Annotated in this window: 21 protein-coding genes and 2 pseudogenes; 7 read left to right on the top strand and 16 right to left on the bottom strand. The window is 35.4% G+C overall.

What is annotated here, in order from left to right; genetic code table 11:
- Positions 1-1513: 1513 nt before the first annotated feature.
- Positions 1514-3061, bottom strand: coding sequence for an HNH endonuclease (locus ACQKKK_RS15240; RefSeq protein ID WP_427616988.1), 1548 nt, complete (start codon positions 3059-3061; stop codon positions 1514-1516).
- A 287-nt stretch (positions 3062-3348) separates the two neighbouring features.
- On the opposite strand from ACQKKK_RS15240, the gene ACQKKK_RS15235 reads away from it, so the two are divergent.
- Positions 3349-4149, top strand: a complete 801-nt coding sequence (locus tag ACQKKK_RS15235) for an SMI1/KNR4 family protein (protein WP_427616986.1) — start codon at positions 3349-3351, stop codon at positions 4147-4149.
- Between the two features lie 100 nt (positions 4150-4249).
- On the opposite strand, the gene ACQKKK_RS15230 is transcribed toward ACQKKK_RS15235, so the two are convergent.
- Positions 4250-4582, bottom strand: a complete 333-nt coding sequence (locus ACQKKK_RS15230; protein ID WP_427616984.1) for a peptidoglycan-binding domain-containing protein — start codon at positions 4580-4582, stop codon at positions 4250-4252.
- Here ACQKKK_RS15230 and ACQKKK_RS15225 point away from each other — a divergent pair.
- Positions 4582-4752 (top strand): annotated as a pseudogene (locus ACQKKK_RS15225) (IS3 family transposase); the annotation flags it as partial. The gene ACQKKK_RS15230 and the pseudogene ACQKKK_RS15225 overlap by 1 nt on opposite strands.
- 26 nt (positions 4753-4778) lie before the next feature.
- On the opposite strand, the gene ACQKKK_RS15220 reads toward ACQKKK_RS15225, so the two are convergent.
- From ACQKKK_RS15220 to ACQKKK_RS15205, 4 genes are all read right to left on the bottom strand, one after another.
- Positions 4779-5129, bottom strand: coding sequence for an HNH endonuclease (locus ACQKKK_RS15220; RefSeq protein WP_427616982.1), 351 nt, complete (start codon positions 5127-5129; stop codon positions 4779-4781).
- A 638-nt stretch (positions 5130-5767) separates the two neighbouring features.
- Complete coding sequence (locus ACQKKK_RS15215; RefSeq protein WP_427616981.1) at positions 5768-6652, bottom strand: hypothetical protein; 885 nt, start codon at positions 6650-6652, stop codon at positions 5768-5770.
- Between the two features lie 803 nt (positions 6653-7455).
- Entirely contained in the window at positions 7456-7698 is a 243-nt protein-coding gene (locus ACQKKK_RS15210) for a hypothetical protein (RefSeq protein ID WP_427616980.1), read from the bottom strand.
- A 59-nt stretch (positions 7699-7757) separates the two neighbouring features.
- Positions 7758-8378, bottom strand: coding sequence for a hypothetical protein (locus ACQKKK_RS15205; RefSeq protein WP_427616979.1), 621 nt, complete (start codon positions 8376-8378; stop codon positions 7758-7760).
- 663 nt (positions 8379-9041) lie between these two features.
- Here ACQKKK_RS15205 and ACQKKK_RS15200 point away from each other — a divergent pair.
- Together ACQKKK_RS15200 and ACQKKK_RS15195 are read left to right on the top strand one after the other, a co-directional pair.
- Complete coding sequence (locus ACQKKK_RS15200) at positions 9042-9497, top strand: hypothetical protein (RefSeq protein ID WP_427616978.1); 456 nt, start codon at positions 9042-9044, stop codon at positions 9495-9497.
- Positions 9494-9910, top strand: coding sequence for a hypothetical protein (locus ACQKKK_RS15195; RefSeq protein ID WP_427616977.1), 417 nt, complete (start codon positions 9494-9496; stop codon positions 9908-9910). Before ACQKKK_RS15200 ends, ACQKKK_RS15195 begins: the two co-directional genes overlap by 4 nt.
- Before the next feature lie 257 nt (positions 9911-10167).
- On the opposite strand, the gene ACQKKK_RS15190 is transcribed toward ACQKKK_RS15195, so the two are convergent.
- The 6 genes and pseudogenes from ACQKKK_RS15190 to ACQKKK_RS15165 form a co-directional block, all read right to left on the bottom strand.
- On the bottom strand, positions 10168-10722 hold the full coding sequence (locus ACQKKK_RS15190; protein ID WP_427616976.1) for a tyrosine-type recombinase/integrase: 555 nt from the start codon (positions 10720-10722) through the stop codon (positions 10168-10170).
- Positions 10723-11136: 414 nt separating this feature from the next.
- Positions 11137-11562, bottom strand: a complete 426-nt coding sequence (locus ACQKKK_RS15185) for an ArpU family phage packaging/lysis transcriptional regulator (protein ID WP_427616975.1) — start codon at positions 11560-11562, stop codon at positions 11137-11139.
- A 93-nt stretch (positions 11563-11655) separates the two neighbouring features.
- Entirely contained in the window at positions 11656-12813 is a 1158-nt protein-coding gene (locus ACQKKK_RS15180; protein ID WP_427616974.1) for a helix-turn-helix domain-containing protein, read from the bottom strand.
- A gap of 36 nt (positions 12814-12849) precedes the next feature.
- The gene (locus tag ACQKKK_RS15175) at positions 12850-13635 is read right to left on the bottom strand and encodes a DUF5986 family protein (RefSeq protein ID WP_427616973.1); all 786 of its coding nucleotides are present in this window, start codon (positions 13633-13635) and stop codon (positions 12850-12852) included.
- 77 nt (positions 13636-13712) lie between these two features.
- The gene (locus tag ACQKKK_RS15170) at positions 13713-13949 is read right to left on the bottom strand and encodes an XtrA/YqaO family protein (protein ID WP_427616971.1); all 237 of its coding nucleotides are present in this window, start codon (positions 13947-13949) and stop codon (positions 13713-13715) included.
- A gap of 495 nt (positions 13950-14444) precedes the next feature.
- Positions 14445-15026, bottom strand: a pseudogene (locus tag ACQKKK_RS15165) (DnaB-like helicase C-terminal domain-containing protein); the annotation flags it as partial.
- On the opposite strand from ACQKKK_RS15165, the gene ACQKKK_RS15160 reads away from it, so the two are divergent.
- Positions 15003-15443: a site-specific integrase gene (locus tag ACQKKK_RS15160; protein ID WP_427616969.1), complete on the top strand. Its 441-nt coding sequence runs from the start codon at positions 15003-15005 to the stop codon at positions 15441-15443. The pseudogene ACQKKK_RS15165 and the gene ACQKKK_RS15160 overlap by 24 nt on opposite strands.
- A 107-nt stretch (positions 15444-15550) precedes the next feature.
- Here the strand turns inward: ACQKKK_RS15160 and mutL are convergent, their stop codons facing one another.
- The 3 genes from mutL to ACQKKK_RS15145 form a co-directional block, all read right to left on the bottom strand.
- Positions 15551-17491, bottom strand: a complete 1941-nt coding sequence (gene mutL / locus ACQKKK_RS15155; protein ID WP_427616967.1) for a DNA mismatch repair endonuclease MutL — start codon at positions 17489-17491, stop codon at positions 15551-15553.
- Between the two features lie 22 nt (positions 17492-17513).
- Positions 17514-20141, bottom strand: a complete 2628-nt coding sequence (gene mutS, locus ACQKKK_RS15150; RefSeq protein ID WP_427616966.1) for a DNA mismatch repair protein MutS — start codon at positions 20139-20141, stop codon at positions 17514-17516.
- 274 nt (positions 20142-20415) lie between these two features.
- The gene (locus tag ACQKKK_RS15145; RefSeq protein WP_089364422.1) at positions 20416-20955 is read right to left on the bottom strand and encodes an outer spore coat protein CotE; all 540 of its coding nucleotides are present in this window, start codon (positions 20953-20955) and stop codon (positions 20416-20418) included.
- A gap of 282 nt (positions 20956-21237) precedes the next feature.
- On the opposite strand from ACQKKK_RS15145, the gene ACQKKK_RS15140 reads away from it, so the two are divergent.
- Entirely contained in the window at positions 21238-21468 is a 231-nt protein-coding gene (locus ACQKKK_RS15140; protein ID WP_427616965.1) for a hypothetical protein, read from the top strand.
- Positions 21469-22335: 867 nt separating this feature from the next.
- Positions 22336-22512, top strand: coding sequence for a hypothetical protein (locus ACQKKK_RS15135; RefSeq protein WP_427616964.1), 177 nt, complete (start codon positions 22336-22338; stop codon positions 22510-22512).
- 62 nt (positions 22513-22574) lie between these two features.
- Here ACQKKK_RS15135 and ACQKKK_RS15130 read toward each other — a convergent pair whose 3' ends face one another.
- On the bottom strand, positions 22575-23003 hold the full coding sequence (locus ACQKKK_RS15130; RefSeq protein ID WP_289317090.1) for a RicAFT regulatory complex protein RicA family protein: 429 nt from the start codon (positions 23001-23003) through the stop codon (positions 22575-22577).

Raw genomic sequence — 23003 nt, 5'->3', positions numbered from 1 at the left:
CTTCCTTGTTGAGATTCACTCTAAACCATACACTACAGCTACACTACTAACCGTGCCACTTGTAAACGATCATGTAGTTATGAATGTGCCGCAGTAGTTTTTATAAACAGCAGTAAACAAAGTTAAAATAATATTCAAAAGAACAGTAATCATCACATTTTGTCTGGTTTACAGTGAACAAGAAAGGTCGCTCGGCCATACTCCAAGCAACCACGAATAATAACCATTCAGGTAAAAAGGGAAAAGGTGCAACAGCTAAAAACCATCACACCTTATTTAGAAGTCTTCTTCAAAACTTCTGTACTCAGAACATACAGGAATCATCAGCAGAGAACTTTTCATAAGCTCTAAGTAAAAAGAGCCCTTAGCAATAAATGTAGTCACTTAGTGGTCATTTCATAAAAATAACACTGGAGAGTCCTTGTAAATAAGGGTTCTCCAGTGTTATTTATTACATGATCCTTTTAAAAAGCTGAATTCATTTAACCTCGTAACATCTCACATGTTGCGTTTGTTGATTTATTTGAATTTATCCATCCCTCGAATTCAGGATATTTCATTTCCTAATAGAAAATTTGTGGTCATTTTGGTGGTCAATCATATTTTGGTGGTCATCCAATGTGATTTATCGGCATAAAAAAACAGTACACACTTGGATACAATTATTCAATACTAATATTTTCTTTTCTATATTCCACCGAGTTTCTACTATTATAATATGAGTTCTAAATTGCTTAGTTTCTATTTCATTTTCATTTGGCCTATTCTAGATGTGAAGAACCGTTGTATCTTTTTTTCTCAAGACACTGGTAGCATTCCCTTCTATTATCAATGCCTGATAAAGTTCTAATACATGGACATATATTGTTCGCGTTCCCATGGGTGAACTTGTGTGCGGAACATATCTTATAGAATAATCAGGTATCATAAAACATCACAAATGCCTGTTTAAAAGCATTCTCAAAAAAAGAGTCGGCATGAACAACAGTAAAATATCATGAATTGGTGGGCAAGTTGGTGGGCAAAACAAACGCACTTATTTTGAGCAACTTGATATACACTATATATATAAATAAAAACGAAAAGAGCAAAATGAATGGACATACATATAAAAATTTACTTACATTCCAAAGGGATTAACTTTTTACAAAGCGGTGGCTTCCCTGTCTTAGCACCTGACTTCAAAAAAGACCCAGATTGAACAGCAGCCATTGCCGCATATGAATGGATCCATCAAATTAAAATTGATTTCGCCGCGAGTGATGATTTTCGAATAAATCAGGTGACTCATAATGAAGAAAAAGACATTACAGAGTTAGTAAAGAAGGTTAGGCTTATAGTTCAGGATGATTTGCCTTTTTAAAACGATAAAGCCCCTACTAAAACGAGTAAGAGTAGTGAATGAATATTAAGCAACTAATGCAAATAAAATATACCCCTCTCACTAAGAGAAGGGCTAATTTTATTTATATAATAAATTTCTTCTTTATTATTCTTATTCAATTGTATGGTTCTACAATTTACCCCATATCGATTTACCACCAGTATGACCAGTTTTTTTATGAATTGTATAATCAACCAATTGCATGTTTCCTCGTTTTTCGTGGTGATGCCATGTATATCCAACGGGATTATTTCCCTTTCGTATAGAAGCAATTTGTCCAGTTGTAAATTGACTCTTTAACTTAAAATCTTTTTCTATTTTTATCGCTAGTTGCTGATTACAATATCTAAATTGCCTATCATTAGATGATTTTATCATATCATAAGGCAATTTTATTTGTGATTTATACTTAAAAATTGGAAAACCCATTCCATTAAATTTCACTCCAGTAACAGGATGTACGCTATTAGCTAGTTTACCATTTTTAACGTCAATATTTTTATATGATTTTCTTAAAGTCTGTTTAACTACTCTCTTGGTTCCTTTTTTAGTTTTAACTATCTTAACTACTGCATCAAAAGCAGGTTTAAGCCAACCACGCTTAGTAGTATAAAATGAATTCTGGCTTAACCATTCTTGATATTCCTCATCAGTTTTAAAATCTTTTCTGGTAACGTTGTTTGTAGTGTCATCAAAATAAGAATAATCCTCAAATAAAACTTTTTCTACACTCTCTATTTCATCTTCAGGTATAACTTCATCTGGTTCAATAGTAGGTTTTGTAAATCCTGAATAAACCGTTTCGCCTAAATTATTATAAGCAGTAATTCTAAGCTTATAGTTTTTACTATCGGCACCATAATCTCCTTTTGAATTAACATATACTGGGCTAGGATCTATAGCTAGGTCTTCTCCCTCACCATCTGTATGTAATCTATATCTACCATTTGATATTTCTTCTTGTGTTGGCCATAATCCTTGTGCAAATGTACTCCATTGTGTAGTATCCCCTACATCAATACTTTGGTACGATTTTCCGTTAAAGATCCACACTTTATAACCAGTTGCATTTTCGACAGGTTCCCATTGTAAATCTACATATCCTGTAGGTCTTTCTGTATCTTCTGAAGTATTAGGATCGGCTTCGGGAGTAGTTGGCAAAATCATATTAGGCATGGTTTGCTTATAAAATTTTGTTGAGTAAGCACTTTCTCCTTCAGAATTATAGGCACTAATTCTAAAATAATAATTTTTATTAGTTCTATATGCAGTACCAGCATTTGCATATACATAAGATGGATTAAGAACTAATTCACTGCCTGGCTTAGAAGAATCTCTATGAAGGTTAAACTTTCCTTGTGAGATTTCTGTTTCAGTTGGCCAGATAGCCTTTCCCTTTGTTGACCAATTAGTCTTATTTCCAACATCAAAGGATTCATAAGTAACTCCGTTCCAAACCCATACTTTATAACCAGTTGCATGTGGGACGGAATCCCACGTTAAATCAACATACCCTTTACCGTCACCGTATGTAAAAAATTTACCTTCTGGTCCATTTGGAACGGTTGCGATAGTAGGTTCCGTAGCATAAGCTTCTTTGTTACCAATATTTAATGGCGATAGAACATTTAATAAAATAATGAGTGTAATTAATACGATACTAATTTTTTTAAACATGCATAAACTCCTCTTTAATTTCATTATTTAAATTAATTTACAAATTGTTACTTTTAACCCTAGCATCCCCTCCCCATTAAATTAATTCCATTACTAGGAAAATACTAATATTAATATTTATAGTTATAATGGTATATAGTTAAAAATACCTATTTTTTCTTTTTTTATAATTTATCAAGTTGTTATTAAACGGTATTTATACTAAAGTTACTTGGTAGACGAATTATCTAGTATAGGATTTTTTAACAAATTTTTATAACTTAGCAATTATTTAGGAGAGTGTACTTATGAAAAATATTTGGGAAGACTACGAAGATGACGAATATCAATTAGATAAATTAACCGTTGAAGATATAACGCTAGCCGAAAAAGAATTAAATATAAAAATTCCTAAGGAATATATAGATTTGTTAAAGGAAAAGAATGGAGGTTACCTCAAATATCAATCACTACCAGTTAATTTTAAGAACTCTTGGGCTGATGATCATGTTCCCATTAATGTATTATTTGGAATTAAAAAGAATGAAGGGATTTTTGAGTCTAAACTTTTATTAAACGAATGGGGTATAAAAGAAGAAAATTTTATAACCATCTCTGGCGATGGACATACGTGGATAGTTATGGATTATAGAAAAAATAAAATTGAACCAGAAATCACTTTTATAGACATTGAAGAGAATAAAACAACTGTAATCTTTAAGTCTTTTAAAGAAATGATTAATAACCTCTACGAACACATAGAAGATGATTTTGATGTAAGTGAATTTGAATATGAGATGTCTACCGAGCGTGCTAAAAAGTTAATGAAAAGTAATAATATAGAGGATATCGTCGAAGGTATATTTAATTGGACTTCTAGTTACGAAGATATGGATGAATTGATTTCAACTTTGATTAGTTTACTGGAAAACACCTCAGAAAAAGCTGTTAAAATGGCAGCTGCCGAGAATCTAGTGGGTTTAATCACAAGTGAATATTTATCTGATGAATCCCTAATTAATAAAGTCAAAAATCTTGTTAATACTCCTAGTGAAACTGAAATAAAAGTCTATTATGAAGTTCTAGTTGACTTCTTAAACGAGCAATAATTAATAAACCTAAAAGCCCCCTCAAATTGAGAAGGGCTTTTAGCAGTGGAAGAGTATACTGGAGGAAATAAAATAATATACTTTATAGCTATCTTCTATGTTATATAGCAAACAATTTAATGAAAGTAGCTTTACCTACCTTCTTATCTGTAGTAATCTTTTTAGCTTCCTGGAACTTTTCTAATGCGATTTCAGTAGCTTTTCCAAAGTTGGAATCCAGTGATCCAGGATAATACCCTTCTGTGTATAGTGCAGCCTGCAGAATCCATGTAAGATTGCCTTTTGCACCTTTTGCAACAGTGACAATAGCCGCCTTCGTCTTAGGTCCCCATTTGCCATCTACAACAAGTTTTTTATTGAACTGCTTGTTAAGTTCTATTTGTAATGCTTTGGTAAGGGCTGACTTAGTTTTAGGTCCAGTGATACCGTCCACAAGTAGTGTCCAGAAGGGGTAATTGTTGGGACAATGCCCCACAAGAGTCATTCTTTGGTCATTTTAAGGACGAGGCTTATATAAAGCCATGCCAGACTTTAGAGGCGTTAAAAAGAGAAATAAAAGAGTATATGACTTATTACAACCACCGCTCCCCGGGTAAAATATAAATAGCCTCTTTGCAAGGCGGGGGGTGTTACCACATCTCATCATCCCATCTTTTCTTTTTCTGGTCTCCAAATACTCGATCATGTATCTTGTTGTGGCATTTTAGGCATAAGGTTTCGAGGTTATCCAATGCCAAAGCTAATTGAGGATATTGTTCTATCTCATACTTATGATGCACATTCAACTCGACGCTTTTCCGTTCACCCTTCACTTTAACTGAATCCACATGGACCCTGCCTTCACGATTACACTGTTGGCATTCATGGTTATCTCTTCTCAAAGCTTGGAGCCTTAGCTTATCCCATGCACCCGACTTGTAGAACTTGCGCTTCTGTTCCTCTGTCTTGTACTCTACCAAACTAGCAACAACTTCTAGCAAAGACTAGTCTCGCCTTACGGTAGATATCTTGTGAATTGAAGTGCTGATTATTAATGCTTCTTTCCTTAGTAGCTAGATGTATTGGCTTTATATAATTAGATTCATGATTACTTAAAAATTCTTTAGTCTTCCCACTTCTGCTTGATCCATTCGATGAATCCCTTTAATGTTTTATAAATCAACAGTAACCCTTTGGCTAGTAAATCATAAACAATGTACATTTGTTCCACCTTCTTTCTTAATAACATTAAGTTTTCCCATAATTGAGATAATAGAATGGTGTGATAGATCATATCTGCAGGTGTTATCCGTTTCTTTCTATAACATTCCTGGCATAGATGATTGTCTCTTGCTAATACAACAGTACGACGCTTCTTCCAAGCAGAAGAGTTATAGAACTTCTTAGCCTCTTTATCACGCTTGTATTTAGTGAAGTAGGCTAGCTTATTACCCGTGCATTATCACGTTCATAATAGACCTTCACTGCAAACTCTTTATACTTTTGGTTTATTAAGCGTCTTGACAAATTGCTTTACCCATAATTTACTCTTCTAATATTTTTTTTAGTTTCAAATTCAAATAAAAAAGCCTTACAAGAAGGCTTAAAAATGTTACACCATATAATCTTTAATCTTTTGTTAAATGGTACGAACGTTTACAACTCTATAATTATCATTATTAACACTTACTTTTAAACTTGTTTCTAGTTCCCGTAAACTAATAATAGATTCAAAATTACCATAAGGATGAAGATAATATAAAAATTTACTTACTTTGCCTACTTCTAAATTACCCGATGGTATGCTTGCTTTTCCAACTTTATATCCATAATCTCGTAAAATAGTACTTATATCAGTATTTATCTCAATAGGGTCAACATCTTTAATAGCTCCAATATCAAGCTCCAACTGAATCAACATTTCATTTTTCCGGTTATTTTGAAAAGAGCTATTATTTAAATTGCTTACTACATTCTCTATTGAATCTAAACGTTCAATAAGATATTTGTTAACATTTATTTCAGATGGAGGACTTTGCTGAATAATCATCTGGGATTCAATTGCTCTATATATAGGGTTATCTGGTTGATCATCTTTCAATGATTCAAATATATATTTTTTTAGACCTTCTCCTAATTCTAAAACACCTTGCATATCATTGGAATAAAAAATAGTTCTTTCATCAACAATATCAAAAGGAAGTTTGGTACCATTCTCGCATATTTGAATAACTGGTTTTCTAATTGCATGTCTAATTGCTAATTCATACATGACATTCGGGTTAAGTTTTGTTAAATTAGCTATAACCAAATCATCCTCAATAATTCTTGTAATTAACTGTTTATTTATTGAACCAGCAGTGGATATCCTGTGAGCTACAGATATATTTCCCTCATTAAAACCTGCTTCGATTAATCTTGGAATTATTACTGCATCAATTACACCTTCTGCAGCTCTTCGAATATCTGTATTATCGCCTCCGATTGGGGTAACAATAAAAACTTTTTTTTGGCTATTATCCATTGGATGATCTCCTATCAGAAATAAAATTTTTTCACATCAAAAGTATATGTTATTAAAGCTTTCATTTGCAATCATTTCCTTTCTTAGTAAACAAAGGTTTGTTACATAGTTTTCTTCATTTATTTCCTCCTTATATATTCACCAATGTTTTAGAAAGTATCACGATTAGTTCCCATCAAATCAGGTATTACTTTTCGTCTGAACTCCTTCTCCGCTTATACTCATGACACACTACATTTAATTTAATTTAATCCAATCTAATCACGCTTATATAGCAGCTTATGCTTTTCTCTGACATGACCACATTTATATGCCAATTTGATCAATGCCCTTTTATCAGTCACTTCCTCACCTCTTTCTCCAAAAGAAAAAGCACCCGACTTTTCAGATGCTTTAAAACCTTATTTCTTTTTCATAACCTTAAAAGGCATATTGCAATCAGACATTTATATTTATAACCAACATGATCCCTCTTATAAAAAAGTGGCTTTACTTTCTCTATACGTTCACTTTTACAACCTCTACACAAGTGCACAGGCTTTCACCTCCTCTCTCTTTATCCATTAATACAGAGAGAGTGTACATTTTTCTCGGTAAATTTTTAATTCAGAGGGTTTTCTTTATATATTTTCTTTAGGAATCTTGTTCTAATGAAGGAAAAAATTTTAGAGTACTCTAGCGCACTGCAATTGGAGTACGGAACATTCGTTTGTTTTTTTAGGTAAATTTTAAAAAACTCACACATAGTGAGCGATTCTAATCTAATCAAACAGTTTCATTGCTTTTTAGTTGCTATCTTCTAATTAATTATTAGCCTTTTGAACTGTAATTTCTTCGTCTGATCTATTGTGAAGATATACATGTGTCTCGCCTTTGTATAGTATTGCGCTTCCTTTATGACTGAAATGTTTAGGGGAATGTTCCATTAATCTATTGAACACCTTAAGAGTAATAACAATAGCATATTCACTCTTATTATAATCTTCCAGCATGACATCAATTGCTGTTATATCCGAATTAGCTTTTACTGATTCATTTATCTCCATAATCTCAACTCACTTTCCCTAATTCAATTCGACAAAATTTGATAACATCCTTTTGTTAGCTAGTAGTTTTCTGGATCGTTTCTTCCATTTTCATAATCATCCATTGCCCGATCAGCTAAAGCATCAGAATTTCTATCATATTCGGTTTCTGGTTCTTCTCTGTCAATATTATTAAATTTACCATCGAAAACAGGAATATTTTCTTTAAAGAGATTTAACACTTTTTCAAAAGTGTTTCTCAGTAAATTAACATGGGCAGCAAATTCTTCATCATTTAAATTAACTGTGTAATGCATTAGGTGATTTCTAAACAATCTAATTGCATCTATTGAATCATTTAATTCTTTACTTACTTTAATCTTGGTATTGTTTGTTAGTCTTTTCAAAGCTGTCATTACATCAATGGTTTTTATTTCTGGATTTGCTTCAAAAACACTTTTTAACTTCTCTTTCTCCATCTGGCTTTTTGCTTCATAATACTGCCTTTCATTTGTAAAAATCAGCTTTTCATCTTTCTCTTGTAGTAAATATTTCATATTGATTTCTACACCATGCATAAAATGAAAAACAGCATCCTTTATTTGATATCCTTCAAATTCATTATCATAATAATAGTCTTTCAGAATATCCCCTACAGCTTTTAATGAGTCAATGCCATTATCCAATAAATCAAACCGCATTTTATTCCTCTCCTTGTATGATTAAAATACCACAAAAGTAGTTATGTTCCTCTATATAACCACCTCATTATGCTAATTGCTAAATGAGATATTTTTTTCTTTTCCCCTTGTTTTTTTTCTGAGTTTAATGGATTTAATGTACCCACGATCTGGTTTTGTATTTTTGTTATCAAAGGATGTGCTCCTAAAATACCAAAACACAAAAAAATAAAGGACTTAATCTTTTATTTTTGAAGCAAGGAAAATCACACATTTAAGATTTTAATTAATATTTCTACAGAGTTTTTCTCTGTTGTGTTTCTCGTCAAATGTGTTAGGCTATGTAATCATATCCGAACATAGTTTTATTCTTTTATTCCATTTTTCGCAATCATATGGAATTTTAAATCATCTCCAATTAGTCAAAATCATATCTTAAAAATATTCGACATGATTAGAGGGATACTCTTCTATATACCTATAAAGAAGACACTCTTAACATGAGTGCCACCCTTTTCTCGATGATATAAATTTAACATGTAAATTTAAAAAACACTTTTCATTTTAAACTTTTCTCTCTTTGTTTTCGTATGTATTTGCGATATATAAATTTATTAGATTGACCATTGTATTTTCATATACTAAAATTAAATATATTTCCAGAAAGAAGTGGTGGATGATTAAATGTCTAGCGATACAATGACTGTATGGGGATTTTGGATTACTGTGTTAGGTACTATCCTTGGTGTGGGTAGTTTTTTATTAACAATATACATAGGCGTGAATACAAATAAAATTAGAAATAATTTTATGAAAAAACATTTACAGGAAAAATATAATAAATCAAAAAAAACAATCTTATTAGACCTTCATACTTCCTATCTTTTTTTAATAGATGATATGTTTGTAGATGATACAAAGATAACCGAATCCATTATTTCTTTAGGCATTTATAACACAATTCTTACAAAAACCACAAAAATCAAACTGAAAAAATTAAATAAAAAGGTTGCTAAATCATCAAAAACAGATTCAAAAGATAAAAAAAGACAAATTCAATATTTGTTATACGAAGTTATCAAAAGGTTGGAAAACGAATTAGATGAGCATACAGAATATTTGAAGGAGGTAACAAAATGAGCTTAGAAAATGAACTTGATTTGAGAGAATTTGTAAAAAATTTAACTGAAAAAACTAAAACATCTGAAATAAAGTGGAAAAAGGTCTCAAAATCAGATTACACTAAATTGCTTGATCGATCAATAACATACAGCAGCATAAAGGATCCCTTTTACTCAGAAGGTAAAAACGGAATAGTGATTGTAGGTAAATATGAAAAAAAAGTTTATTACGAAGAAGACCAATATTATTATGAAGATTGTTTTTTTATAACAATTTCAAATCATTATTTTGAAGAACGAACATCTTTTCTGGAAACTGACAACGAAAATCCACTAGGTTTCAGTTTTGCGCTCACTTTATCGAAGCTTCATCGTTTGATTCAACTTAATACAAACGACATAAAAAACAGAATTGACAGTTGGTTTGATTGAGAAAAGGCACCAAGTATTTTGGTGCCTTTTGTTTCTTGATTATTACCTTCTTTTTTTCAATTTAATTAACATTTCTATTTCATATCGAATTCAGCTTGAAATCTAGCCAAAAACAGACCTCTGAGTTATCTTCACGCATAGGGAGTATAACTCGCCAACACCTTTAAAACGTTACTGTATGAAGCTTTCAGACCCCTTCAAAAAAGAGTTAAACAATAGCGTTTTTATGTCTAACTGTTTGTCCAAAAAAAGATTTTTTAGATTCTTAACCCTGTTTGGTATTTATTCTGCTTGTCCTGGGTGATGCCAATATACCTCATGGTAATCTCCGGATGACTATGATTTAATGCTTCTTGAAGAACGGCAACATCCTTGTACTGATTGTAATGATGATATCCATATGTTTTTCTCAACGAATGGCAGCCAATCCGTTCAAGATCAAATTCATCTGCTATTTCTTGCAATATAATATAAGCCATACCTCTTGAAATAGGTTTTACTCTTCCTTTTTTGCCTTTTTGCCTAATCTGAAAAAGAAATTCATTTTTATTTTTCTCTTGAACGAATTGTCGAATGGCTTTTTTAAGTTCTGGGGGCATTCTGACTTCTTTTGTTTTCTTTGTCTTACCTTCCTTTACAAAAACAGACCACCCTTGAACATCCTCCACTTTCAGTTTTAATATATCGGATATTCTCAAACCGGTTTGTATGCCGAATAAAAACAGAATGTAATTTCGCTCATTTCGCACTTTTAACATCGCCTTAATTTCTTGAATTGTATTCAAATTGCGAATTGGTTGTACAATATTCACCTTTCCCACCTACTCTAATCTTCTTTTGAGCAAAAAGAAAAAGCACTCCTAGGAATGCCCTTAGAATTACCACCTCATTATGCTAATTGCTTAAAAAGATGTTCCCGTTCTTATCAATCACCCGGGAGAATGGCTAGGATTGCAGTAACGGTCGCTGTACAAAATGACAGTCTGTCTTTACAAAGGAATTTCACACTTTGTAGCCCCGTAGCTATCGTTCGCAATACAGCTAGACTCCAGTTGTTCCCCCTTATTAGCCGGCAACCTTCTCAGTCATTCGATACACTCGAGTACACCATTGATATGGGAACGATGCATCTCCCATCAGGAGATTACCTGATAAGAAAATTCTACCTTCAGTGGTAAAAATAAAAATTCCCCTGTTTTATCCCTAATAAACTCCCTGTTTTTTTCCTACTTTTTGTCGTGATTTTGTTGGTAAAAAATAAATTGCACACAAATGATACCAAGTGCTGTAGCGATTAAAAGTATTGCTTGTCTCTTATGGGAGTAGTACCGGTCCTTTGTTAGCCCCATGTCTAGATATAAATTGATGTCTTTTACCCGGGTAGAGGAAAAGTATTTTTGCTTAATGATTTGGAGTTCTATTTCATCAAGAGCGTTATCTAATGCTCGATCGATTTGACGTACTTTCAATTCTTTCTCTTTTTCCTTTCGGCTAAATGAAGGGAAAAGGTCTTCGACGCCTTCTTGGTACCGTTCTGTTTTTTTTTGAATAGCGACTTTTAAAGCCCTATACTGTTTAAGCTCTTTAGCAATAATTCTCCGTACATCTTTTTCATTTACTTCCTCAAATACACTTAGTTGTTTTACTCCCATAAATAAATCCCCCTTCGACACAACAAAAAAGGACATTGAATAACGGTTAAACCGTTCATTCAATGTCCTCCAGATGTCTGGTAGAACAAATACTCATTTTTTTAAATCACTAAAATTAATAATATTTTCAGTTGTGGTTTCTGTTTTAAGATAACCCTTTTCTAATCCTAATAATGTTTCTACTTCTTCTCTAAATAGACTTAATTCATATTTACTAGATAATCCATCTAGAAATTCTTTTCCAGTTAATATGTCATTTTCTATCAGTAGCTCAACCGCTTGTCTTAATGCAATTGGTTCCTCTAGCTGCTTAGTTTTATCAAAAGGTTCAATTGTCCTCCATCCATTTTGACTAATCTGTCTTTGAAGATATGAATATTGATTAGAACTTATAACACCTAGTCTATGCGCTCTTACTACCATTGCGCTAATAGACACACACCATTTTTTCTTTAGAAATTTATAGTAATTCAACTCATTTGGATGCAAGGATACATCTTTAATAAATGCCTCTCTAGGTAATAACAAGGCAGAAGCAAATTCATTAGCCTCTTCTTCAATTTTCCTGAATTCGCCCTTGGTAATTTCTTCAATTTCTATTTCTGGATCATGAAGAATTTTATGAGCTAACTCATGCGCTGCTGTAAACTGCCTACGGTAATAAGATTTTTTGTCATTCCCAAGAACAATTGAGTAATAATTTTTATCTTCAATTTCTTGATTACTTCCAAAAGCGTCAATTGTATTTATGTTAGTTTCTAATGTAGTAACGACAAATCCATTTTCCTCCAAAAGGCGAACCATATTATTAATCGGTTTATCTCCTAATCCCCAATGTTCTCTAATCAGCATTGTAACCTCTTCGATGTTGGTCAAGGATTCTTCATCAATAACAGGTAAATTCATTTCTGGAAAATCGATAAATTCCTCCATAAAATAACGCATTACTGTTAGATACTTTACTCGATCATATTGCATTTCTCTTTCTTTTTTTCCAGTCGACAGTAATGATTTAAAATAAGTATTACCTGTTTTTATTTCTAAACCGGTCTGGTAAAAATAGTCCTTAGGAAATTTCAATATATCTATAAGTTTTAATACTGCTTCAAAGCTAGGTGATGATTTGCCATTTTCATACTTAGAAATCATTTGCTTGCTGACATCTAGTCTGTCAGCAAGCTCTGTAATAGAAATACCTCTATATATTCTACCCTCTCTCAATCTTTTCCCATTAAATTTATAATTGCTCATATTTTAACCTCCGTATTTATGAGGCAAAGTTAATATTTATTCTTTATTTTTTTCAATTGTATGCTTTCTTTTAGCCACAATCCTCTTCTCTTTGCCATTTCTTGATGAATTACTATATTGGGGTTTTAATACTGGTATTGACTTTTCTGTTTGCTTTTTGCTTGCGTTCTCTTTCTCAATTTCTTCAGAATCAACTTCCCTATCATTAAAAGCAGGGCGGATAAATGAACTCCAGTCTTCTTTATCAATTAACTGACAATCCGAGGTAAATAGACCTGCTTCTACTTTAACCGCCACGTTATTTTCTTCCGTTAAAGTAACTAGGATCACTTTATTTATGTCGCTATAATAATCACCTAAAATGTTAATTGCATCTAGCTTTCTTTGTGCATCAAACTCTTCAATTCCATCGATTTGCAGTGATAACTGAAAATCCTCATGCATTAAGCCAAAATCCTCATCATACTTTTTATTTAAAAATAACAAGGAATGGATATAATGAAGTTTTTCCTTTCCAAACCTTTTTATTACTTCATCTAAATTCTTTTCCTTTGTGAAAACGAATAATGTTCCTGACTCTATATTTAATAACATTGAAAATCCCCAAAAACCTCTTCTGGATGTAAGAGCTACTATGTTATTATCCCCATCTAGATCCTCAATCCTTGAATATCTTATATCCCAAGCAAGGGCATATTTTGAATTGAACTTTTTTAACTCTAATAACTTCCTAACCTCTTGTACATCTAATACCAAATTATCAGAAAAGGCTCTTACCACTTTCCTTATGATACCTGATTCAGCAAACTTTAATTCATTCATTAGTATACCCCCTTGACCTTATATATATAAACTATTTTACATTTAAAATATAAAAAGTCAACCGATATTACTAATTTCTAAAATTCCTCGCCTTCTTCTTTTCTCATTCTTTTTACCTTTCCTTGATGTGTGGTAATTTTATATTCTCCAAATGGCGGAAGCTCCCTTAATTTCACTTTCCCATTACAAAAGACAATTACGCAAGGATTATGCATTTCAATTATATTAACTTCCATTCTCACTGTATGAGGAACAATATCAACATTTTGTAATCTTGTAGTATTTTCATTACTTAGCCTGGCAGCTTCATTCATCAAGATTCCTCCCTGTGGTAAAATTAAAATAGGTTGAATAGAGAATTCTCGGATTCCTCGTTGACCGAATGGAGAATTTTTATTTATCAATGTCTTTGGCAAAGCAACTAAGGCGACAGGACCCTTTGTAATTCATTGTTAAATCGCTCAGAAAGAGCTCCTATTTGCGAAAGTATTTAAATCAATAATTTTTGATATTTATACCTCCTCCTAAAACCAAATATTAGAGATTAAACCATAACGTGTACCTCCACGAAATGATCCTCATGTCTCTATGATGCTGCTATAATGGACCGTCATATAGCTGACCCATAATTACTTCTCTGATATTCTTGCAACAGCTCCTTCATTCTCGGTCTATTATTCGCTTTGAAATAAAGATCGAGTACTGATTTATCGTCATTAAATTTCACCGTGTTTTTTTCATATACCAGAAATTCAATAAACAAACGTAGTGATGTATGCTTGTATTTGATGGACTCATGATAAAGGTCCCTAACCGTCATGTCTGCGCTCCAGATTGAGGAACACCCCATACTCTTTGATGAATGCTAGTGATATGGTTCCTATAGGGCCATTTCTTTGTTTGCCAATAATGATTTCGATAATGTTTTTGCTCTCCGATTCCTTATCGTAATAATCATCCCGATAAAGAAATCCAATCACGCCAGCATCTTGCTCAATTTGTCCTGATTCACGTATATCTGACATCATAGGCCGTTTATCTTACCTTTGTTCTACCGCCCTTGATAGCTGACTTAAGGCAATAACGCATACATCCAATTCTCTAGCCATATGCTTTAGCATCCGACTAATTTCGCTAATTTCTTGCATTCGATTCCCTTTATGTTTGGCTGAACCTGTAATGAGCTGCAGGTAATCAATAATGACCAGAATGTCTTTGTCTTCGTACTCCCTTTTCATCTTACGGACCTTCGCCCAGATTTGATTAACGGTAATACCAGGATTATCAAAGATTCTTAGATTCAGGTTGCTAACATCTACCATTGCGCCTGTTAGCTTTCCCCAATCCTTATCAACAAGAGAATTTTTGTGCAGCACTCCCTTTATTATATTTCAGGTCAAGGTCTTGTTTTACAAACCCCGAAAACACATAGCGGAAAAAGAAATATTTCTATTACTAATGAGATGATTGAAGAATTACAATCTTACAAAGTTAAGAAACAAGCACAACTACTAAAAGTGGGGTTGAAGTTAATAGAGGATCACTTTGTCGTTTCTGCTTTTGGTGGAGAGCCAGTCAATCCAAATACGATACACAAGCAGTTTCTTTATGATATTAAGCTTGCCGGCATGAAGAGGATTCGATTTCATGATTTACGCCATACACATGCAACTATAATGTTGGAGATTGGAGAAAATTCCAAAGTGGTATCAGAAAGATTAGGACATTCAAAAGTTTCTATCACATTAGATAAATATAGTCATGTTACTCAGAACATACAGGAATCATCAGCAGAGAACTTTTCATAAGCTCTAAGTAAAAAGAGCCCTTAGCAATAAATGTAGTCACTTAGTGGTCATTTCATAAAAATAACACTGGAGAGTCCTTGTAAATAAGGGTTCTCCAGTGTTATTTATTACATGATCCTCTTGAACATTTTCTCCATTTCATAAATGGAATAGGAGATGATGATAGGTCTTCCATGAGGGCATGTAAAGGGATCGGTTGTCCGTCTTAGTTCATCCAATAGTGCTTGAATTTCATCATTGCGCAGATGACGGTTTGCCTTAATGGAGGCTTTACAGCTCATCATGATTGCTGCTTCCTCACGCAGTTTTTTTATGTCTACCTTTTTCATCGATAGCAATTGTTCTATCATTTCTTCCAGTATGTCCTGTTCAATTCCTTTAGGGAACCATTGTGGATGCGCTCGCACAATATAGGCGTTATAGCCAAACTCCTCCAAAAAGACGCCGACTCGTTCCAACTCATGCCGATATTCATTTATCCGGATACATTGGTCAGTCGAAAATTCAAGCGTAATGGGTACCAGCATATCCTGTAGCTCGTTTTCGACTCGTCCGACTTTTTCTTTAAAATATTCGTATTTGATCCGTTCCTGGGCAGCATGTTGGTCTATGATATACAAGCCTTTTTCGTTTTGGGCAAAAATATATGTTCCATGCATCTGCCCAATTGGGTACATGGGAGGGATTCGACTCTCCGACTCATCCTCCTCGATTTCTTCCTCTTGCTCGACAGTGTAGGTTGTATATTTTTCAGCCGATTCGAAATATGGTTTTCTTTCATCTTCTTGTAAGACCGGTATATAGGCATCTCCCATTTGCTGCTGTTCATTGCTGTAGATTAATTCCTTTATCGGTTCGAGATTGAAATCTTCAACATGATCCTCATAATTCTTTTGTTCCTGCTTTTCCCGAATCAAGGTATCATTCAAGAGTGAAGCTTCTTTCTTGGCTTCTTCAAGGACGCGCTTCCCGTTTTCCACGACATGGTCCAAAGCCAGAGTAGTTTGCTCACTTTTCACCTGTTCAGGCTTTGGTGCAGGTGTATATCCACTAGGAATGAGAGATAGCTTTTTAAACGCAGATTTAATCGTTTCTGATACAAGACTGTAAAGTTCCTGTTCCTTGCTGAGCCTTACCTCCATTTTGGATGGATGGACGTTGACATCGACAAGAATCGGATCCATTTCAATATTCAGCAAAGCAATTGGAAAACGGCCAATTGGGAGAAGTGTATGGTACCCATCCAAGATCGCTTTCACGAGTGCATAGTTTTTTATGAAACGGCCGTTTATCATGGTTGATATATAATTCCTTGAAGCCCGGGTGACCTCAGGCATAACTATATATCCGGATAATTTGAAGTCCAAAGAGCTTGCCTGAATCGGAATCATCTTTTTGGCGATATTCGTCCCATAAATTGCGGCTAGCACCTGTCTGACATCACCGTTACCATTCGTATGCAGGATACGCTTATCATTGTGGGATAACCGTATAGAAACATCCGGGTGCGAAAGTGCGAGCCTGTTAGCGACATCCGTAATATTTCCTAGCTCGGTATGAATGGTTTTCATATATTTCAACCTTGCAGGAGTATTGTAAAACAAGTCGGAAACCAGGATATCCGTTCCCTTACGGCTGGATGAAGCCTCGAGTTCTTTAACCATGCCGCCTTCAAGAAGTATGCGCGTTCCTACACCTTCGCCAGTGCTGCTTTTCAATTCGAAACGGGAAACTGAAGCAATACTGGGCATCGCTTCTCCACGGAAGCCCAGTGTTCGAATTCGAAAGAGGTCATTTTCATCTTTTATTTTACTTGTGGCATGACGTTTAAATGCTGCCTCAATGTCATCAGCCAAAATCCCATCGCCATTGTCCACGATCCTAATGGAACCAAGTCCAGCTTCCACCAATTCAATCTCTATAATGGTACTGTTTGCATCTATTGCGTTTTCCACAAGTTCCTTAACGACTGAGGCTGGGCGTTCAACAACTTCGCCAGCTGCGATTTTATTGGATAAAGCCTCGTCAAGCTGTATGATTTTCCCCATTTTTATCGCCTCGCTTTTGTTCTCATTTTAGTTTCTTTTGTAATTTATAAAGGATATTCATCGCCTCAAGCGGCGTCATTTCAAGGATATCCAATGATTTTATGTCGTCCAGCACCTTATTTTCCTTAGGTGAAGAATTCACTCTTCCCTTAGGAGCCTCTTCCCCAAAGAAGGAAAGCTGTGCCTCATTGACGGATGTTACCGGAGGTGCTTCGGCAATAGGTGCTTTTACAACAGCAACAGGCTGCTCATGCATCCCCTTTTCTTGTCCATTTTCATTCTCTAACTTCGCTAAAATAGCAGCGGCCCGATCAATTAACAGCTTCGGTAAATCAGCAAGCTTTGCCACGTGAATTCCATAACTTTTATCTGCTGGCCCTTCTTTAATTTTATGAAGGAAAACAACATTTCCATTTTGCTCAATTGCACTGACATGGATATTTTTCAATTTAGGCAGTTCCGATGCCAATACCGTCAATTCATGATAATGAGTTGAAAAGAGGGTCTTTGCCCCAATTTCTTCATGAATATATTCAATGATGGCCTGGGCAAGCGCCATCCCATCGTAAGTTGATGTTCCCCGCCCGATCTCATCAAATAATATCAAACTGTTTTCAGTCGCATTCATAATGGCATTTCTTGCCTCAAGCATCTCGACCATGAATGTACTTTGACCGGAAATCAAATCATCAGCAGCGCCAATCCTAGTAAATACCTTATCAAAAATAGGCAATTCAGCTATACTTGCGGACACGAAGCATCCAATCTGCGCTAGAATCGATGTTAGTGCAATCTGGCGCATATACGTACTTTTACCCGACATATTGGGCCCTGTGATCAAAAGTAGCTCCCGTTCTCCATCCATGAAGCAGTCATTTGGGACATACTCCTGTGATTGAAGGACCTTCTCCACCACTGGATGCCGGCCTTCCTTCAGGACGATTCTTCGATCATCAGAAAAGACAGGTTTCACATAATGACGTTCTTCGCTAATCGTCGCAAAGCACTGCAGGACATCCAATTCACTGACGCCTTTCGCCAAATCCTGTAAGCGCGGGATATAGCTTTTGACCTCTTCACGAAGATTGAGGAATAGGTCATATTCCAAACTGATGCTTTTTTCCTCTGCTTGTAAAATCAAAGCTTCCTTTTCTTTCAATTCAGGTGTGATATAACGTTCGGCATTCGTTAAAGTTTGCTTCCTTTCATAGCGCCCTTCTTCAAGCAGATGCAAATTGGCTCGTGTGACTTCAATATAATAGCCAAAAACACGATTATAACCGATTTTCAATGATCTGATACCTGTACGTTCCCGCTCTTCACGTTCCAGCTGAGCAATCCAAGTTTTCCCGTTCCTGCTGGCATCCCTGTATATATCCAGCTCCTTATGGAAACCGTCCTGAATGATATTCCCTTCCTTGACGGACAATGGCGGGTTTTCAACAAGCGCCATTTCAAGCAAATCCGTCACTTCTTCACACGGATCCAATTTATCGGCAAGAATTGAAATATCCTGATTGGCAGCCATTGACTTCACAATTTCACGAATGATTGGCACCTGTTGCAATGAACGTTTCAATTGTATCAAGTCCCGAGCGTTTACATTCCCGAAGGCGACCCTTCCGGCCAGCCGCTCCAAGTCATACACTTCCTTCAGGCGTTCACGTAAGTCTTGCCGTTCGAAATATTGATTTTTCAGGGTTTCAACAAGGCTTTGCCTCCGCTCGATTTGTTTTTTATTAATGAGCGGTCTATCAATCCATTGCTTCAACATCCTTCCGCCCATAGCTGTTTTCGTTTCATCAAGCAGCCATAATAATGAGCCTTTTTTACCTTTGGAACGAATGGTTTCAGTCAACTCCAAATTGCGTTTGCTATAATAATCAATTTTCATATATTGTGACGTTTCATATGCAAGCACTGGCTGTAAATGATCCAGGCTGCGTTTTTGGGTACGGTATAGATAATTCAATAAACGTGAGGTCGTTGTCGCCAGTTTCTGGTCTTTTAACAGTTGAAGCAATGCAGCGAATGACTCGCTTTGAACCAAATTATTCTCTAGGGACAGAGCGGCAGCTCCCCGTTCTTGCAGTCTTTTTTTCCATTCTTCATTGAAATCTTCAGCGATGACCACTTCGCTAGCACCAAGGATGGCAAATTCATTCAGAACTTCTTCAAAACTCTCAATCAAAGTGACCTTATTTTCCCCTGTCGATAAATCATTGTATCCAAAGCCAAACTGACCATCCGTAAAATAAGTGATGGTTGCAATATAATTATTTTCCTTTTCTCTAAGACCCTTACTGTCCATTTTCGTTCCCGGAGTAATCAGCTGGACAACTTCCCTGCGTACCACACCTTTGGCTTGTTTGGGATCTTCAGTCTGTTCACAAATAGCTACTTTAAACCCTTTTTCTATCAATATATCAATATAATTAGGAGCCGAGTGATATGGAATCCCGCACATCGGAATTCGATCTTCACTACCACCTTCTCGGCTCGTTAATGTGATTTCGAGCTCCTGTGATGCGTTCAGTGCATCGTCAAAAAACATTTCATAAAAATCGCCTAAACGAAAAAATAAAAAGGCATCTTGATACTCTGCCTTAATTTTTAAATATTGCTGTATCATCGGAGTATATCCAGCCATTCCTTCAAAACCTTTCCAAACTAAAATCTATTACCCATTTATGTCCTTCATTATAACATACAGGTAAGCAACATTGCCTCTATTCGAAATTGAATGTAAATCAATTACCCTGTGGGATAACCTGTTGAATGCTAGTTAAGTATCTGCCAAAAATATGTACACGTATATAATATAAAATCATTTCATTCTTATTTTTTTGATAAGGGACCTGCCCCGCTTCAAATTAAATAAAACCGGATGAAGGGAATGTCATCCGGTAGTTACTTTCTATATTCTATTCGTCTTCGAATTCATCAAGGAAATCCGGATCTAAATCTTCAAATTCCTCATCATCGAAATCAGAGCCCCAGTCATCCTCACAGCGGCCATCTGGATTAACAGCGACACAAATTTTCGTTTCGCCGACGACTTCCACAAAGAATTCCCTTTCCACATGGACAATGATTTTTTGTCCACATGGGGAGATGCAAGCTTCTAAACAATTCGGCTGTTGGACAGCTTTTGCAACGATTTCATGGTCATCTTGACAATCGGGATCACGGTATTTCAGCGAAATCACGTCGGTATATTGCACTTTTTCAGTTACAACTTCCGTCTTTGAATTATGGTTATAAGAATACCAGACGTTGATTTCGTAGCTGCCGTGAATTTCTACCTTTTTGCCGACTTTCTTTGCATCGTATTTATGGTTGATGATCCAACAACCTAGAATGCTAGAAGGATGATGAGCCGGGCAAATGGTGTGAGAGGACTTTGTGAATTTACGTCCCTTTGCCACCACCGCTTTAGTAATTATCTCTCTATATTGTGACATGCTAGCGAACCCTCCTCATACAGTTTCCATTCATCCTATGCGTGGTAAAAGTCTAGTGTGCGTAGAATTTTAATTGTTTGAAAACTGCAGTAATGTTTTAAACCTAGGTTATTTTATGCGCATCTTTTGGGATATGTGTCACGAATGGGCGCTGTATAAGGATTTCCAAGTATTAAAAAAGCCCTCCTGAAATGAACTATCCCCCGGATAACGGACATACAAAAAAGTGTCCCTTATCCAGGTTATTTTCAATGGTGTAATGAGTATGGACGGAGGGTTTCTATGTGTAAGAATATATATACTGAATTTCAGATTAAAGAACTTGAAAAGAATCCAAATATCATAAGTGCTGCAGAGCGTTCTATTTCCTATAATCCTGAATTTAAAACAAAAGCTGTTAAGGAATATAAAAAGGGGAAATCCCCCTCTCAAATTTTCATAGTACATGGATTTAATCTCGAAATAATTGGTAAGGAACAACTTAAGCGATGGCGTGATACAAAGGTTTGGTGAGGAAGGCTTCCTTACGGAACGCCGTGGAAAAGGAAGTACAGGATGCCCTTCTTCCAACCCACAGTCTGCAGGGAATCAACTTAGGAAGGCCGAAGCGAGAATCAAATGAAGCAGAAAATGACTTCCTAAAAAAGCTAGAAGAGTTAGAAAGGCGGGCGTTGAAAAAGAAATCATTCTAACTGCAGCTGAGAAGTTCTATCTGATTGAAAGAACGATCAGGCAATGCCAGTTAAAGAAGGCTGGTTCCTATCTATGCAAATCGGCTGGTGTAAGTCGAAGTGGCTACTACGAATGGTTAAAGGCAGCTCCAACCCGCGAGCTACGCGAGGAACAGGATGATTTGAACATAGAATTAATTAAAAATATATTCCTCAGGAAAAAGGAAAAAGTAAGCGCCCTCCAGATCAAATTGGTTATGAAAAATGATTATTGGCCGTCATGAATCATAAGGAAATCAGACGCTTGATGGCAAAATATCATCTCTTCGCAAAAATCAGAAGGGCCAATCCGTATCGAAAGATGGCTAAGGCAACCAAGGAGCACCTTACTTGTCCAAACCTTCTTAATCGTGAATTCAAACAGAAGGATCCAGGGAAAATTCTGCTTACAGACTTTACCTATCTTTATTATGGAAAGGGTCAAAAGCCTATTTGTTACGTATCATTTATCCACGTTATTAGATAAGAATATCGTTTTTGAAACATTAAACAAGCTAAGGCAGGCTGGAATCACGAGTTCCATGCGAGTGCAATCCTGCATTCTGAGGCAAGGATTCCATTACACCCATCCGTTATTTCAAACAAAGTGAAGGAACTTTGGCTAACCCAATCCATGTCCCGTAAGGCAAAAAGTTAGGATAATGTGCCGATGGAAAGTTTTTTTGGCCACTTTAAAGATTTAGCAGAATATAAAACATCTACTAATTTAACGGATGTGAAGGAAGAAGTTAATCGAGTTATTGAAGAATACAATGAGTGCCGTTTATCAATGAGGACTAAAGAAAATGGCCCCGGTACAATACCGGGACCACCTATTAGCTCATAGGCACTTTTTTATGCTATCTGAAAAATGGAGCATAGTTCAAAATCAGAAGGGATTTTTTATATTCATGAACAACTTCCGCCGCCGGCTTGCACCTGTGAACCTGTCTCACCGCGAAGGACGTCGCCTTCAGTCGATTCAATGATCAGGTCCGTCACCTTATTCGATACTTGTGATGAGACCATTTGCAAAAGATCATTTACATCAACTTGGGATTGTTTGAATTCTTGGACAATCGGTAGTTCATCCAATTGTTTTTCCAGTGCATCGATTTTAGCCTGAACTTGGCTGTATGCTTTCTCTTTGCCGTAATGCTGGAAGTTTACCGCCTGTTTTTGCAAGCTCTTGATACTGGCAATCATTTCACGGATTTTTTGGTTTTCATTGATGTGAGCTTCTGCCCGTTTAAAGAAATCGACTTCTTCCGTGCTGGCAATCATTTCAGCAAGCTCTGCCGCTTTTGACAGTATGTCATCTTTAGTATATTTCGTCAT

This window comes from Peribacillus sp. NPDC006672, from assembly GCF_050274955.1.
In the GTDB taxonomy this organism is placed as follows: Bacteria; Bacillota; Bacilli; order Bacillales; family DSM-1321; genus Peribacillus.
The sequence above is the reverse complement of the archived record's forward strand: the minus strand, read 5'-3'. Positions and strand labels throughout refer to the sequence as shown.